Origin of the sequence: Amycolatopsis rubida (assembly GCF_900115345.1) — a bacterium.
Lineage (GTDB): Bacteria > Actinomycetota > Actinomycetes > Mycobacteriales > Pseudonocardiaceae > Amycolatopsis > Amycolatopsis rubida.
Genome location: NZ_FOWC01000002.1, coordinates 260,538 through 275,315, shown reverse-complemented (window position 1 = coordinate 275,315; position 14,778 = coordinate 260,538). Strand labels below are relative to the sequence as shown.

15 protein-coding genes are annotated in these 14,778 nt (G+C 70.3%); 10 read left to right on the top strand and 5 right to left on the bottom strand.

All coding sequences use genetic code 11. The features are described from left to right. Positions 1 to 101: 101 nt before the first annotated feature. Together BM362_RS10215 and BM362_RS10210 are read left to right on the top strand one after the other, a co-directional pair. Complete coding sequence (locus BM362_RS10215; RefSeq protein WP_067580532.1) at positions 102 to 1,025, top strand: ATP-binding cassette domain-containing protein; 924 nt, start codon at positions 102 to 104, stop codon at positions 1,023 to 1,025. Next, complete coding sequence (locus BM362_RS10210) at positions 1,025 to 1,852, top strand: ABC transporter permease (RefSeq protein WP_093572931.1); 828 nt, start codon at positions 1,025 to 1,027, stop codon at positions 1,850 to 1,852. Before BM362_RS10215 ends, BM362_RS10210 begins: the two co-directional genes overlap by 1 nt. A gap of 138 nt (positions 1,853 to 1,990) precedes the next feature. Here the strand turns inward: BM362_RS10210 and BM362_RS10205 are convergent, their stop codons facing one another. The 3 genes from BM362_RS10205 to BM362_RS10195 form a co-directional block, all read right to left on the bottom strand. Further along, the gene (locus tag BM362_RS10205; protein WP_093572930.1) at positions 1,991 to 2,749 is read right to left on the bottom strand and encodes an AfsR/SARP family transcriptional regulator; all 759 of its coding nucleotides are present in this window, start codon (positions 2,747 to 2,749) and stop codon (positions 1,991 to 1,993) included. A 233-nt stretch (positions 2,750 to 2,982) separates the two neighbouring features. After that, positions 2,983 to 3,600 carry a ScbR family autoregulator-binding transcription factor gene (locus BM362_RS10200; RefSeq protein WP_093572929.1) on the bottom strand — a complete coding sequence of 206 codons (618 nt, stop codon included), beginning with the start codon at positions 3,598 to 3,600 and terminating at the stop codon, positions 2,983 to 2,985. A gap of 126 nt (positions 3,601 to 3,726) precedes the next feature. Continuing rightward, on the bottom strand, positions 3,727 to 4,437 hold the full coding sequence (locus BM362_RS10195) for a TetR/AcrR family transcriptional regulator (protein ID WP_067595763.1): 711 nt from the start codon (positions 4,435 to 4,437) through the stop codon (positions 3,727 to 3,729). A 385-nt stretch (positions 4,438 to 4,822) separates the two neighbouring features. Here BM362_RS10195 and BM362_RS10190 point away from each other — a divergent pair, with 385 nt between their 5' ends. The 5 genes from BM362_RS10190 to BM362_RS48155 all read left to right on the top strand — a co-directional run bounded on the left by BM362_RS10190 (position 4,823) and on the right by BM362_RS48155 (position 10,037). Continuing rightward, on the top strand, positions 4,823 to 5,053 hold the full coding sequence (locus tag BM362_RS10190) for a hypothetical protein (protein ID WP_067595765.1): 231 nt from the start codon (positions 4,823 to 4,825) through the stop codon (positions 5,051 to 5,053). A gap of 5 nt (positions 5,054 to 5,058) precedes the next feature. Then, positions 5,059 to 5,820, top strand: a complete 762-nt coding sequence (locus BM362_RS10185; protein WP_244287105.1) for an ABC transporter ATP-binding protein — start codon at positions 5,059 to 5,061, stop codon at positions 5,818 to 5,820. Then, entirely contained in the window at positions 5,817 to 8,369 is a 2,553-nt protein-coding gene (locus BM362_RS10180; RefSeq protein ID WP_093572928.1) for an ABC transporter permease, read from the top strand. Before BM362_RS10185 ends, BM362_RS10180 begins: the two co-directional genes overlap by 4 nt. Before the next feature lie 93 nt (positions 8,370 to 8,462). Beyond that, positions 8,463 to 9,350 carry a nucleotide disphospho-sugar-binding domain-containing protein gene (locus BM362_RS10175; protein WP_093572927.1) on the top strand — a complete coding sequence of 296 codons (888 nt, stop codon included), beginning with the start codon at positions 8,463 to 8,465 and terminating at the stop codon, positions 9,348 to 9,350. Positions 9,351 to 9,464: 114 nt separating this feature from the next. Further along, on the top strand, positions 9,465 to 10,037 hold the full coding sequence (locus tag BM362_RS48155) for a hypothetical protein (RefSeq protein WP_067595768.1): 573 nt from the start codon (positions 9,465 to 9,467) through the stop codon (positions 10,035 to 10,037). Positions 10,038 to 10,149: 112 nt separating this feature from the next. Here the strand turns inward: BM362_RS48155 and BM362_RS10165 are convergent, their stop codons facing one another. Then, positions 10,150 to 10,917, bottom strand: coding sequence for an AfsR/SARP family transcriptional regulator (locus BM362_RS10165; RefSeq protein WP_093572926.1), 768 nt, complete (start codon positions 10,915 to 10,917; stop codon positions 10,150 to 10,152). A gap of 274 nt (positions 10,918 to 11,191) precedes the next feature. On the opposite strand from BM362_RS10165, the gene BM362_RS10160 reads away from it, so the two are divergent. Continuing rightward, entirely contained in the window at positions 11,192 to 11,809 is a 618-nt protein-coding gene (locus BM362_RS10160; protein ID WP_232791615.1) for a ScbR family autoregulator-binding transcription factor, read from the top strand. Between the two features lie 181 nt (positions 11,810 to 11,990). Here BM362_RS10160 and BM362_RS10155 read toward each other — a convergent pair whose 3' ends face one another. After that, positions 11,991 to 12,617, bottom strand: coding sequence for a ScbR family autoregulator-binding transcription factor (locus tag BM362_RS10155; RefSeq protein WP_067580536.1), 627 nt, complete (start codon positions 12,615 to 12,617; stop codon positions 11,991 to 11,993). 184 nt (positions 12,618 to 12,801) lie between these two features. Here BM362_RS10155 and BM362_RS10150 point away from each other — a divergent pair, with 184 nt between their 5' ends. After that, positions 12,802 to 13,770 carry a ScbA/BarX family gamma-butyrolactone biosynthesis protein gene (locus tag BM362_RS10150; RefSeq protein WP_067580537.1) on the top strand — a complete coding sequence of 323 codons (969 nt, stop codon included), beginning with the start codon at positions 12,802 to 12,804 and terminating at the stop codon, positions 13,768 to 13,770. Then, positions 13,767 to 14,732, top strand: a complete 966-nt coding sequence (locus BM362_RS10145; RefSeq protein ID WP_067580539.1) for an NAD-dependent epimerase/dehydratase family protein — start codon at positions 13,767 to 13,769, stop codon at positions 14,730 to 14,732. Before BM362_RS10150 ends, BM362_RS10145 begins: the two co-directional genes overlap by 4 nt. Positions 14,733 to 14,778: the final 46 nt, after the last annotated feature.

Here is a 14,778-nt window from a genome sequence, read left to right as displayed (position 1 = left end):
CGAGGGGCGGGAACCCCTAACCCGGCAGGCCCCGGCCACTGTTGTCCGGCCCGGCCGGGCTGTGGCCCACTGACAAGACCCGAACGAGGAGAGGTAACCCCATGGTCACCGGCTACGCAATCGAAGCACGGGGGCTGCGCAAGTCCTACGGCGACGTGAAAGTGCTGGAAAGCGTCGACCTGAGCGTGCGGCGCGGCACGATGTTCGCGCTGCTCGGCCCCAACGGCGCCGGGAAGACCACGACGGTGCGGATCCTCAGCACCCTCCTGGACGCCGACGGCGGCACCGTGACCGTCAACGGCCACGACCTCGCCGGGTCCAAGCGGACGGTGCGCGAGCAGATCGGCCTGACCGGGCAGGACACCGCGGTCGACGAGCTGCTCACCGGCCGCGAGAACCTGGAGATGATGGCCCGGCTGTTCCACCTGCCTGCCGCGCGGGCGAAGGCGCGGGCCACCGAACTGCTCGCGCAGTTCGACCTCGTGGCGGCCGCCGGCCGCCAGGTCAAGACCTACTCCGGCGGCATGCGCCGGAGGCTCGACCTGGCGATCAGCCTGATCACCTCGCCGCCGGTGCTGTTCCTCGACGAGCCGACCACCGGCCTCGACCCGCGCAGCCGCTCGGCGATGTGGGACGCGATCCGCGAGCTGCTCACCGGCGGCACCACGATCCTGCTCACCACGCAGTACCTCGAAGAGGCCGACCAGCTCGCCGACCGGATCGCGGTGATCGACAAGGGCCGCGTGGTCGCCGAGGGCACCGCCGCCGAGCTCAAGCGCAAGGTGGGCACCGAACGGCTGAAGCTCACCTTCGCCACCGCTGCCGACGCGGCGCGCGCGCACGACGTCGCCGGCGGGGTGCTGACCGGCGACACCGTCAGCGTCGCGATCGACCAGCCCGCCCAGGTCCGGCTGGTGCTCAACCGGATCGACGAAGCGGGCCTCGCGACCACTCGGCTGGAACTCTCCGAACCGACCCTCGACGACGTTTTCCACACCCTCACCGGAACCGCGGGAGCGAACTGATGACCCAGACCCTGTCCAGGGAGAGCGAGGGGACGCGGATCCCCGGCTCCCCGAGTCGTTCGCCCTTCGCGCTGGCGCTGTCGGACTGCCGGGTGCTGGTCGCGCGCAACGTCAAGCACATCGTCCGCAACCCGGAGATGCTGATCCAGGCGGTTTCGCTGCCGATCGTGCTGCTGCTGCTGTTCCGCTTCATGTTCGGCGGCGCGATCACCCTGCCCGGCATGGCCTACGTCGACTACCTGGTGCCCGGCCTGGTGGTCGTCAGCATCGGCTTCAACTCGACGACCACCGTGGTCGGCGTGGCCGCGGACCTGACACAGGGCCTGGTCGAGCGGTTCCGCTCGATGCCGATGGCGGGCTCGGCAGTCCTCGTCGGCCACGTCGTCTCCGGCGTGCTGCGCAGCATGCTTTCGCTCGTGGTGATGGTCGCGGTCGGCCTGGCCATCGGGTTCCGCCCGGCGGGCGGCGTGCTCGGCTGGCTCGCCGCGACCGGCCTGCTGGTGCTGTTCGCCGCCGGCGTGTTCTGGCTCGCCACGCTGCTGGGGTCGGTCGCCAAGACCGTCGAGGGCGCGGGCGGCCTCGGCATGATCTTCGTGTTCGTCCCCTACGCCACCAGCGCGCTCGTGCCCACCGGATCGATGCCGCCGGTGCTGCGGGCCGTCGTCGACAACCAGCCGGTGACGGTGGTGATCGACGCCGTCCGCGGCCTGATGAACGGCACGGCCGTGGGATCGACGGTGTGGCTGGCGCTCGCCTGGTCGGTCGTCATCACCGCCGGCGGCGCGTACCTCGCGATCCGGAAGTTCCACCAGCGCGCCCGCGGCTGACCCCCGCCGCGGTGGCGAAGGCGGCCCGTGCCCCCGAGCACGGGCCGCCTTTCTCCGCGCCCGGCCCCCGAGCACGAGAAACGGCCCGGTCTCCGCTGGTGGCGGAGGACCGGGCCGCTGGGCCGGACGCGGGCCGGGTCAGACCGCGTCCGACATCTCGCCGACGAGGATGCTGTGGTGCAGCTTCCGCAGCGAACTGCCGGGCTCGACGCCCAGCTGCTGAACCAGGTTCTGCCGGGCGGAGGCGAAGGTCTCAAGGGCCTCCGCGCGACGGTTCGAGCGCAGCAAAGCGGTCATCAGGTACTCGGTGAACGTCTCGCGCAGCGTGTGTTCCTTCGCCAGCGCGGACAGCTGCCCGACGACCTCGCGGTGCCGCCCGATCAGCAGCTCGGTCTCCATCAGCAGTTCCAGGCACTCCAGCCGGGTTTCCTCCAGCAGCGCGGCGTAGGCCTGGACGTCGGGGGAGTCGGTGAAGCCGCCGAACGCCTCGCCGCGCCACAGATCCGCGGCCTCGCGCAGGACGGTGGCGGCCTCCTTGTAGTTGCGATCCCAGTACCGGGACCGGCCTAGCTCGTAATGACGGATGAAGCGGTCGGCGTCGAGTTCGCCGTCCGTGACGTGCAGCGAGTAGCCGCGCGGGCTGGTGACGACGGGACTGTCGGCGGAGCCCGTGCCGCGCAGCAGCTTCCGCAGCTGCGAGACGTAGACGTACAGCGCGGCGCTCGCACGGGCCGGCGGGTGTTCGCCCCAGAGCTGCCCGATCAGGTGCTCGGCGGTCGCGACCTGGTTCCGCTTGACCAGCAGCACGGCCAGGAGCGTCTCGATCTTGCGTGCCCGCGGAGCGCTCACGCCGGGCCGCCCCGCCACCCTGATCTGCCCCAGAATCCCGTAGTCCATTTCCCGTGCCCTCCGGTGTCCGCGTCGATCGGATCCGCCCGGCCGGGCGCCCCCAGTGTCGTTCTCCGGCGCCGCGCTGCCCGGTCCCGCTCCGGCAGCATACTAAACCGACCTCCCGGTTTTCAAGATAAAACCAGGAGGTCGGTCGGTTTGTTCGGCGAACGGGCATCGATCCCGGCGCAGCGCACGGAAAAGGGCGGCCCGCACTGCCGGGCCGCCCTTGTCGCGTGGCCTCAGACCGAGGCGGCCCCCTGCGGGGCGAACCGGTGCAACCGCCGCGGCGGGACCACCGAGCTCAAGATCGTCGTCCACATGTACGTGGTGCGCTCGAGCAGGTCGGTGCGGCCGGTCAGCACCTGGGAACTCAGCTGGATCCCGGTGAACGACGCCTGCACGTACACCGCGAGGTCGTACGCGTTGATCTCCTTGCGCAAGTCGCCCGCCGCCTTCGCCGCGAGCAGGCAGCCATGGATCGTGTCGATCCACCGCTTGTACGCGTTGCCCGCCGGCGCGATGAACGAACCCTGCTCGATGACCAGCCGGACGCTCGCCCGGACCCGCACGTCGGACTGCAGGCTGGCCGCCATCCCCTGGGTCAGGTCGATGACCGTCTGCAGCCCCGGGCTCTCGATCGCCGCGAGCGGCTCCCAGACCGTGAACTGCTCGTCGATCAGGGCGTCGGCCAGGTCTTCCTTCGACTTGAAGTGGAAGTACAGCGCGCCCTTCGTGACGCCCGCTCCGGCCAGTATCTCCGACAGGCTCGCGCCGAGGAAGCCGACGGCGTCGAACCGCGAGGCGGCCGCCTCGAGGATCGCGTTCCGTGTCTGCTCCGCACGCTCCTGGCGAGCCACGCCGGCCCCTCTCGCTTTGGCGGATCGGTCCACAGCGGACCCCCGTCCAGCGGGCCAGTCTACGTCCCGGCGGCCCGGAAAGCCAGTAAAAACCGCTCGGTTGGTATGGTTTAGCCGGAGCAGGGGTCAGGGGAGCAGGGCGGCTATTCCGTCCAGGACTCGTTCCAGGGCGAAGTCCTCCGGGGCGGCGGCTGGCCAGCCGTGGGACTCAGCCAGTTCGGCCAGGTGCGGATAGCCGCCTTCGGACAGTCGTGGTTGCAGGAAAGCTCGTACTTCGGCGGCGTATTCGGCGGATTCGGGAGAATCCGGGTCGGCCGCCGTTCGGCGGCGCTCCGCGGTGGCCCGGACTACGGCCGAAACCAGGTCCGCGCAGCGCAGCGCGTCCACAGTGGACAAACCGGCTCCGGTGAAGACGGCCAGGAGCTGTTCGGTCCAGCCGAGGCGATGCGGGGTCAGGCTCTCGCGGACGTCCAGCAGCCAGGGGTGCGCGGCATACCGTTTGGCGGCGGCGTCCGCCCAGGTTCGGACCGCTGAGCGCCACTCCAGGCCCGCGGCGGGGTCCGGGGGCGGGCCGAAACCGGACTCGGCCAGGAGGATCAGCAGTTCGTCTTTCGAGCTTACGTAGCGGTACAGCGCGTTGGTCGTCAGCCCGAGTGCGGACGCGATGTTCGGCAGCGACGCGGCGGCCAGTCCCTCGGTGTCGGCCAGTTCGACGGCGGCCGCCACCACCGCCTCGACGGTGTGCGAGGGCTTCGGCCCGCGACGGGGGCGCGGGCCGCCCCGCCATGCCGGGGACAGGCCTGGGGGCAGGGCATGGGGGTCGGGCTCGATCGGCATCTTTCGCTCCGGTACGTCTTTCACTAAACTGTGCAAGTCTTACACCGATCTGGCCTGGGGGCGAGCCAACGTGAGCGAGACCAACCGGTTCGGAATCGGGAGGGCTGCCGAACCGGACCGCGGGCCGGCCGGGACCGATCGGCGCACCCCGGGTTCACCGCCGCTGCCGGAGATCGCGCGCCGCCCGGGCGGTGGCTGCCGGTCGCGGCGGCCAGCGCGCTGATCCGGTTCGGCATCCGCCGAGTCCTGCCCGGCGGCGTCTCCTGAGCCGCCGCGAGGGCCGTCGCCGGGGTCTGGGGTTTCCCGATCACCCGGGGTCCGCTAAACTGTTCAAGCCTTACACAATTAATCCCGACTCCGCCGAAGCCGTATTGGGGGGCCTCTCATGTCGGAGAGCACCGAGAAGACCCGCTCGGGGAGCGGACTCGCTCGCCTGATCGTCACCATCGCCTGGGCCGCCGTCCTCGGCGTCCAGTTCGTCATCTGGCTGCTGATGTGCCTCATCAGCATGTCCTTCAAATGGCCGTTCTGGCTGTGGACGCTGGGCGGCGGCGTGATCGTGCTCGCGGTGTGGTGGTCGCTCGACCGCCGCGGTTCCGGGAACGGATCGGAGTGAACAACGTGTCCACGACCACCACTTCCGTGGCGACGCCCGTCCAGCTGGACGCGGTGCACAAGACCTACGGCCGCGGCGAGAGCGCGGTCGAAGCGCTCGCCGGCGTGTCCGTCGCTTTCCCGGCGGGCACTTTCACCGCGGTGATGGGCCCGTCCGGTTCCGGCAAGAGCACGCTGCTGCACTGCGCGGCCGGGCTGGACACGCCGACCTCGGGCACGGTCACCCTCGTCGGGACCGACCTCAAGGGCAAGAACGAAACGAAGCTCACCGAACTGCGCCGTGACCACGTCGCGTTCATCTTCCAGTCGTTCAACCTGATGCCCGCGCTGAACGTGGAGCAGAACGTCACGCTGCCCACGCTGCTGGCCGGCCGCACGCCGGACAAAGCATGGGTGGACCAGGTGATCGCGCGCGTCGGGCTGTCCCAGCGCGTGAAGCACCGGCCCGGCGAACTGTCCGGCGGGCAGCAGCAGCGCGTCGCGATCGCCCGCGCGCTCGCCGCCCGCCCGGCCGTGGTGTTCGCCGACGAGCCCACCGGCGCGCTCGACACCACCACCGCGCTTGAGGTCCTCGGCTTGATGCGCGAGCTGGTCAGTGCGGGCCAGACGATCGTGATGGTCACCCACGACCCGGTCGCCGCGTCCCACGCGGACACCGTGCTGTTCCTGGTCGACGGCCGGATCGTCACGCAGATGGCCAGCCCGGGCGTCGACGCGGTGGCGAGCACCCTGGCGCACCTCGGCGAGCAAGCGAGGAGGCAGCGGTGAGTTCGCGGCGAGTGGTGCTCGCGCTCGCACTGTCGAGCCTCCGGTACCGCGCGGCGGCGTCGCTCGCGTCGTTCGTCGCCATCCTTGCCGGCTGCGGTCTGCTGATCGCGTGTGCCGGGCTGTTCGAAACGGCGATCGTGCTGAAAGCGGCGCCGGAGCGGCTGTCCGCGGCGCCGCTGGTCGTCGGCGGGTCCGCCGGGTTCAAGCTGCCGGACGAGGAATCGCAGGTCGTCCCGTACGCCGAGCGTGCGGTGCTGCCGGAGGACCAGGTCGCCAAGATCTCCGCGGTGCAGGGCGTCGGACAGGCGGTGCCGGACGTTTCGTTCGCGACGGTGCTGCTGCACGACGGTGCGCCCGAGCCGGGTGCGTCGGTCCTTTCCGGACACGGCTGGGATTCGGCTTCGCTCGGCGGATACCAGCTGACCGAGGGCGCGGCTCCGAACACGCCGGGCCAGGTCGTGCTCGACTCGGCCACGGCGTCCGCGGCAGGCCTGCACGCGGGCTCGGCCGTCGACCTGGCGGTGAACGGACAGCGGCAGTCGTTCCAGATTTCCGGCGTCGCACAGCCTTCGCAGACCGTGCGCGCGCCCGCGTTCTTCTTCTCCGTCGCGGACGCCCAGCGGTTCAACGCGCATCCCGGCACCGTCGGGCTCGTCGGCGTGTTCCCGGCCGACGGGGTCGACGCGGCGGACCTCGCGGGCAAGATCTCCGAGCAGGTTCCGTCGCTGACGGTGCTGACCGGCGACGACCGCGGTTCGGCCGAATTCGTCGGCGTGGGCGGAAGCCAGCTGCCGCTGATCCTGCTCGCGGCGGTGTTCGGCGGCATGGTGCTGGTCGTGATGGCACTCGTCGTTTCCGCGACGATCAGCCTCACCGTCCGGCAGCGGCAACAGGAACTCGCGCTCCTGCGCGCGACCGGAGCGACGCCGAAACAGGTGCACCGCATGGTCGTCATGGAGACGATGGCGGTCGGCGCGCTCGCCGCGGTGTGCGGGGCGTTCCTGGGCAGCCTGCTCGGGAACTGGATCTTCAGCACCAGCGGCTCGCTCGGCATCGTGCCGGACGAACTCGCCTTCACCCAGGACATCATCGCGTTCGCGGCGGGGATCGTCGCCACGCTCGCGATCACCTTCGGGGCCGCGTGGTTCGCCGCGCTGGCCGCCTCCCGGGCCCGGCCGATCCAGGCGCTGGCCGAGGCGGCGATCCCGGGGGCCAAGGTGAACGCGGTGCGCCGCATGGGGGCGCTGATCTGCGGTGCGGCCACCGTGCTGCTCGCTTCGACCACGGTCTTCATGCCCGCCGACAGCGCGGCGGCGATCGGCGGTCCGGCGCTGCTCACCGGCGCGATCGGCGTCGCGCTGCTCGGTCCGGAGATCATCGCCTGGGTGGTGGACCGGTTCGGTCCGTTCGTGCGCCGGGTCGCCGGCCGGGACGCCACGCTCGCGGTCGTCAACACCCGGGCGCGGGCCGTCGCGTTCGCCGCGGTGCTCACGCCGATCACGCTCGCCACCGCGGTCGCGCTCGGCAATGTGTATTCCGAGACCACCGCGCAGAAAGCGCAGGTCAGCGCGTATGCCGGGCAGTTGCAGGCGGACGCGGTGCTCACCTCGGCCGCGGGCGGGTTCTCCCCGGACGAGCTCGCGCGGATCCGCAGCACGCCAGGGGTTTCGACCTCCTCGCCGCTCGTCACCAGCTCCGGCTGGATCGAGGATCCCTACGACGGCAACGGAAGCGATCCGCTGCGGCTGCTGGGTGTCGCTCCGCAGGACCAGGGCGGCACGGTGCTCGCCACCGAGGTCACCGAAGGTTCGCTGACGGCATTGCGCGGGGATTCCGTGGCACTGCCCGCGTCGGTCGCTGACGATCTCGAGATCAAGGTCGGCGCCAAGATCAAGATGCGGCTCGGCGACGGGGCGCAGGTGCCGGTGACCGTGGTCGCGCTGCTGGACAGCCCGTCCAGCTACGCGAGCATGGTGCTGCCCGCTGATCTGCTGGCCGCGCACACCACCAGCGGCCTGGCGTCGCAGGTGCTCGTGCGGGGCGGCGACGCCGGCGCAATCGTGTCGGCGCTGTCCGACCGGGCGAAGGACTGGCCCGGGGTCACCGTCGGCGACGACAGTGCGCTCGCCGCGAGTTTTCAGGCGAGTGCCGACGTCGAGGCGTTGATCAACTACCTGCTGGCCGTGCTCGCCATCGCATACGCCGCGATCGCCGCGGTGAACACGCTCTCGGTAGCCGTGCTGGCCCGCCGGCGAGAGTTCGGCGCGCAACGGCTCGCCGGTGCGGACCGCGGACAGGTGAAGCGGATGCTCTTCGTGGAAGGCGGGATCGTGGCGGTGACCGGGCTGGTGCTCGGCATTGTGATCTCGCTCTTCACGGTAGTGCCGATGGCGCTGACCACCGGCGAAATCATCCCGTCCGGACCGGTCTGGGTGTTCCTCGCCGTGGTGCTCGCGATCTTCCTGATCGTGTGGCCGGCGACCGCGCTCTCGGCGAGGCTGGCGATGCGCCGCAATGCCATCGAAGCGGTGAAAATGCCGGGCCAGTAACGGTTTCTAGGGGTACGCCGGGCCGGGCCGGGGTGGATAGTCTCAGCAGGACTGTCCACCCCGGCCCGGTTTTGCCGTCTCTGGAGCGATCCCATGCGTGTACTCCTGGCCACGCCGTCGGCAACGGCCCGTCTGCACGCCCTGGTGCCACTGGCCTGGGCGATGCGGACCGCCGGACACGACGTGAAAATCGCCGGACGGCCCGCGTTCGTCGAGGACATCCTCCGCACCGGCTGCGTCGCGGCCGAACTCGAAGACGGCGACGCGGAGCTGACCGAATCCGCCAAGCTGGCCGAGTTCGCGCGACTGTGGCGGCCCGCCGTAGTGGTGTCGAACGCGCCCGCCGGAACCGCCGCCGCCCGCGAGGCCGGGGCCAGGGCGGTTCGCGTGCTCGGGCCAGCGGACTTCGACGTCACTGCGGACCACACACTCGACGTCGTTCCTCCTTCGTTGCGCGACAAGGGCTCTCCTCACGCTTCATTGCGGCACGTGCCGTACTTCGGGCCCGTCGAGATCCCCGACTGGCTGCGTCGCAAGGCACGCCACACTCGCATTCTCCTGTCGCTGAACGATCCTTCCTGGTATGCGCCGGTATTCAGCAAACTGTCCGATGTGGACGCCGAGATCGTCTGCGCGGCGGAGCTGCCGGCCGGGCTCACCTTGCCGCGGAAGGTGAAACTCGTCGACTCCGCACCTCCGGCCGCCGTGCTGCCGACCTGCGCGGCGGTGGTGCACGACGGGGACGAGACTTTGGCGCTTGCCGCGGTGGCGTACGGACTGCCGCAGCTGTCGTTGGCCGAGTCCGCTTTCGACGCGCGTGTCACCGCTGCGGGCGCGGGGCTTTCCGGCTCGGCGGAAGGGATTTCCCGGCTGACCGACGAAACGCTTCGCGCCGGTGCGGACGCGTTGCGTGCGGAGGTGGCCGCGTTACCGGCTCCTCGTGCGGTTGCCGCCGTGCTGACCGGTGGGGACGACGATTGACCCGCTCTCTCCTTCGCCACGCCTAGGGGCCCCGATCCCGCTAGGTCGGCTTTAGATCGTTCCGGCACTCTCTGTGGAGTAGAGAGGACCACTGCGTGAAGTGAGGTGGCGGCAATGCCGACCCGGGTGATGGAAAAGCCGGTCGATCCCGTGGCCGCGTGGCTTGCCCCGCTGGCGGACGACCCCGCGGGCGCGGTCGCGTTCCTCGCCGAAGTAACCGACCGCGTATCCCGGCACCACGGCTCGGGCCGGGTCCTGGTCCCCGGCGGCGGCCCCGTGGCGGACGCACTGGCCGGAGAAGGCTACGAGGTCCACCTGGAACCCGGCCCGCGCTTCGACGCCGGTTACCTGGGCGCGGATGTGCTGTCCCGCCTGCCCGACCAGCGAGACCAGCTGCGTGCGATCGGCCGCTACAGCCGCCTCCTGCGCCCAGGCGGTGCACTGGTGGTCCAGGGCCGCCACCCGGACCCGGCGTGCTGGACCGCGGACGCCCGAGTGCGCGCAGTAGACGACGTCCGGCAAATCGTGCACCTGGCCGACGCCGCACTGCCCCTGCGCTACGTGTGGCCCGCCGAGCTGGACCTGATGGCCGAACTGGCCGGCCTGGCCTTGGACGGCCGCTGGGGCGGCTGGTACGGAGAACCAGTCACCTGCGGCGGTTTCGTAGTCTCGGTCTACCGCAGCTGAGGAAAGCCGTGAGGGGAACCCTGAAGGAATCAGATTCCTTCAGGGTTCCCCTCACGGCTTTTGGCCCAGCCTCCCGCACAAAGGCGGGAAGGCTGGGCCGAATCGGACGCGATCAGACCGCGTCCGACATCTCGCCGGCAAGAATGCTGTGATGCAGCTTCCGCATTGAGCTGCCCGGCTCGATCCCCAGCTGCTGCACCAAATTCTGCCGAGCCGAAGCAAACGTCTCCAGCGCCTCGGCCCGTCGATTCGACCGAGCCAGCGCAGTCATCAGGTACTCGGTGAACGTCTCGCGCAGCGTGTGTTCCTTCGCCAGCGCGGACAGCTGCCCGACGACCTCGCGATGCCGCCCGATCAGCAGCTCGGTCTCCATCAGCAGCTCAAGGCACCCGAGCCGGCTTTCCTCAAGGAGCGTCGCGTAGGCCTGCACATCAGGCGAGTCGGCGAACCCGCCGAACGCCGCACCGCGCCAAAGGCCAGTAGCCTCCCGCAGCACCTTCGCCGCCTGCCCGTAGCCGCGGTCCCCCTGCAACGTCCGTCCCTGCTCGTAAAGCCGGGTGAACCGGTCAGCGTCAAGCTCGCCGATCCCGACGTGCAGCGAATACCCCCGCGGACTGGTGACCACAGGGCTCTCTTCCGCGTCCTGGCTAGTGCCGCGCAGCAGTTTCCGCAGCTGCGACACGTACACATACAGCGCCGCGCTCGCTCGCGCCGGCGGATGTTCGCCCCAGATCTCGCTGATCAGGTGTTCGGCGGTCACGACCTGGTTGTTCTTGGCCAGCAGCACCGACAGCAAGGTCTCGATCTTGCGGGCCCGCGGGGCGCAGACGCCGGGCCGGCCGCTCACTCTGATCTGTCCGAGAATTTCGTAGTTCAGCATGACTGCCCTCCGGTGTCTCTCGCGCCGGACCCGTCCGGCGGCGCCCCCAGCGCCGCTGCCTGCCGGTCCGAGCCGGGTCCACCACCGGACCATAGCAAACCGGGAGGTCGGTTTTCAAGGTGAAACCGGGAGGTTGGTCTGTTTCGATCTTGACCGGGCCGATGTTGCCAGGTAATCGGCCATGAACTCTGGTAAACCGGGCGGTCGGTATGTCATGATGAGCGGGCTGGGACACACGCCGTGCCGTTCCCGGCGCGAGACGATGGGGAAGACGGTGACTAAACAGGCTCGTGCGGAGCTGACCAGGCTCCTGCTGCTGGACGCTGCGGCGGCGCTGTTTTACCGCGACGGCTACGCGGCCACGAGCATGGTGGACATCGCACGCGAGGCGGGTGTGACCAAGGGCGGCCTGTACTTCCACTTCTCGTCGAAGGACGAGATCTGCGACGAGGTGCAGTCGGCCGCCGTCGCGGTCCTGCGCGGGCACGTCGCGCGAACCCGCGGGAGTCGTCCGCATCTGCGCAGGCTGGCCGGCCTGAGCCGGGTGCTGATGGGCTGGCTCGCCGAGGACGCCAAGGTGGGCGCGAGCTTCCGGCTGGCCCGCGAAATGGGCTCGAACGACCCGCGGTTCGCCGCCTTCGTCCGCGCGTGGATGGGCCAGGTGCGCGCGGACATCGCCGCGGCGCACGGGGCGGGGGAGCTGAGCCCGCACGTCCGCCCGGACATGGCGGCGCTGCTGGTCGTGGTGACCTGTGTCGGCCTCGAATCGGCGGCCGCGAGCGGCACGATCCCGGCGGACACGGATCTGGCGAGCACTCTTTCCGAGCTGTGGCGGGTGATCGAGGCCGCACGGCCGGCGGATTCGGCCGCTGCCGAGGCGACCGGCACCTGAGCGGCTGCGGCATCCGCGGCGCGGGGTCGAGAATTCCCGATGCCGGTCAAGCGAACCGGCCGGCCGCGCGGTGCGAGGAGAGACCCGCGAGCCCGGCGAGCCGGATCCGCCGAAACCCGCGGCGCGGCAGCACTTTCGCCAAGTAAACCGACCGCCCGGTTTCCACTGGACGGTACTGGTCTCACGCGGCGTCGGCGGGAGAAGTCCCTGCCGGATCGAACTTGTGCAGCCGCCGCGGCGGGACCACCGCGTTCAGGATCGTCTGCCACATGAACGTGACCCGCTCGTGCAGGTCGGTCCGCCCGGTCAGCACCTGCGAGCTGAGCTGGGTCCCGGTGAACGACGCGACCACGTACTGCGCGAGATCGTGCGCGTTGACCTCTTTCCGCAGGTCGCCCGCCGCTTTGGCGGCGAGCAGCAAACCGTGCACGGTGTCGTTCCACTGCTTGTAGGCGTTCGCGGCCGGGGCGACGAACGACCCCTGCTCGATGACCAGCCGGATGCCCGCGCGCACGCGCACGTCGGTGCGCAGGCTGTGCCCCATGTTCTGGGTGAGGTCGATGGCGGTCTGCAGCCCCGGGTTTTCGATGTCGGCCAGCGGGTCCCACACGACGAACTGCTCGCGGATCAACGCGTCCGCCAGTTCTTCCTTGGACTTGAAGTGGAAATACAGCGCGCCCTTGGTCACCCCTGCCTCGGCGAGGATGTCCGACAGGCTCGCGCCGAGAAAGCCGACCGCGTCGAACCTGGACGCGGCCGCGTCGAGGATGGCCTTGCGGGTCTGCTCCGCGCGTTCCTGGCGAGCCACTGCGCACACTCCTTTTGGGAAGCCGCGGGCCCGGAACGGCCACGCTGACACGCCAGTCTACCTCCGTCCCGGCCATCGGAGCCAGAAGAAAAAAACCGGTAGGTAGGTATGGTTTTGTCCGCCCGTATCCGCTAAACATGGTGTGGGGGTACTGGGGAAGTTCTTTTTTTCTGGGAGGACCGACATGGTCGGTATGTTGTTAGAGGAGTCTGTCCGAGGAACCTTCATCACCGAGGGCGAAAGTTCGCCGGGCGTACGTCCGGTCGACTTCCAGCAGACGATCCCGCGCAATCTCGTGCACCGCGCGGCCGTCTCGGAAGTTTTCGTCACTGATCTGAACATCGTGGGCGAGGGGCAGTTCGAGGTCGGCGCGCAGTGGCCGCGCCGGCACGGCTTCTTCGGCCCGCGCACCCCGGGGTCGCACGACCCCATGCTGTACGCGGAAACCACCCGCCAGGCGTCGCTGCTGATCGCGCACCGCGCCTACGGCGTTTCGCTCGGCAACGCGTTCATCTCCGACTGGAAGACCAGCTCCATCGCCCCCGAAGGGCTGGTCACCGAGGGTCGGCCGATCGACGTGGTGCTGCGGGCGAGCGCGCACGACCCGGTGTTCCGGGGCAAGAATCTCGTCGGCATGCGGACCGAGTTCGGCTGCTTCCGCGACGACGAACTGGTCGGCACCGCTTCGGAAACCTGGCGCTGCGTGTCCCCGGCGGTCTACCGCCGGCTGCGCGGCGACCACTTCGCGGCGACGCCGTTCCAAGCCCGTGCGCTGCCCACGGTGGCCCCGGCGCTCGTCGGCCGGGACCGCGAGGAGGACGTGCTGGTCGCGGACACCGCGGCGCCGGGCACCTGGTCGCTGCAGTTCGACCCGGACCATCCGGTGCTGTTCGACCACTCGGTGGACCATGTCCCGGGCATGGTGCTGATCGAGGGCGCGCGGCAGGCGGCGCTGCTGACGCTCGGCGATCCCTGCGCGCTGCCGTTGCGTTCGGATTTCGAATTCTCCGCCTACGTCGAGTTCGACTCCGAATGCCTGCTGGTGGCGGACGAACTCGAACCGGACGCGGACGGCTGCCGCGTGGTGCGGGTGGTGCTGGAGCAGAAGGGCCGCGCGGCCGCCACCGGCATCCTGGCGATGGGCAGGTCATGACTGCCGGCCTGGGGGCGGACAGTACGACCGGGGAAATCCTCGTCACCGGAGCGACCGGGTTCATCGGCTCGGCGGTGCTGCGGGCATTGCTCGCCCGCGGCGCCGCGGTGCGGGTGCTGGCGCGCGGTGCGGTGCCGGAGTGGATCACGCGATCCGGCGCGCGGATCCACCGAGGCGATCTCACCGACGCCGCCGGGCTGGCCGGGGCGTGCACGGGCGTCGCGACGCTTGTGCACGCCGCGTCCCGGATCGGCGGCACCGAGGAGGAATGTGCCGAGGTCAACGACCGCGGCACGGCCCGGCTGCTCGCGGAAGCACATCGCGCGGGCACGCGGCGCGTCGTGTACCTCAGCACCTGCGCGGTCTACCGCGACGGCGAGCATCGAGGCGAGTCCGAGGACCTGCTCGACCTCGGGCCCGCCTCGGCCACCAGCCGCACCCGGCTGGCCGGAGAACAGCAGGTCCGCGCCGCGGGCGGGATCGTTCTGCGGCCGCACCTGGTGTACGGCGAAGGAGACCGGCACGTGGTCCCGGCGCTGGTGAAGTGGCTGCGGGCGGTGCCGGCGTGGGTCGCGGGCGGCGATGCCCGGACGTCAGTGGTCTCTTCGCCGGATCTCGCCGCCGTGCTCAGCGCGTTCGCGCTGGACCCGGCGCTGGGCAGCCCCGGCGAGGTGTTCCACGTGGCCGACCCGGAACCGGTGCGGATGCGCGAGCTGCTCGAAGCCGTCTGCATCACGCTTGACCTGCGGGTTCCCGACTCGGACCGGCCGCTGGCCGAGCACCGGGCGCGCACGCCGTGGCTCAGCGGGCACCAATGGTCGCTGCTCACCCGGGACCATTGGTACGACAGCGAAAAGGTCTGGAAGGCCGCCGGAGTGTCCCCGGGACCGGGACTGCGCGTCCGGTTGGCCCAAGCCCGGAACTGGTATCGGGAGACGCTGGCAATTCCCGGGACGGGCTGAAGATCGAATTCGCGTAAAGTGATCGAACGAATTCATTCGGCGACAG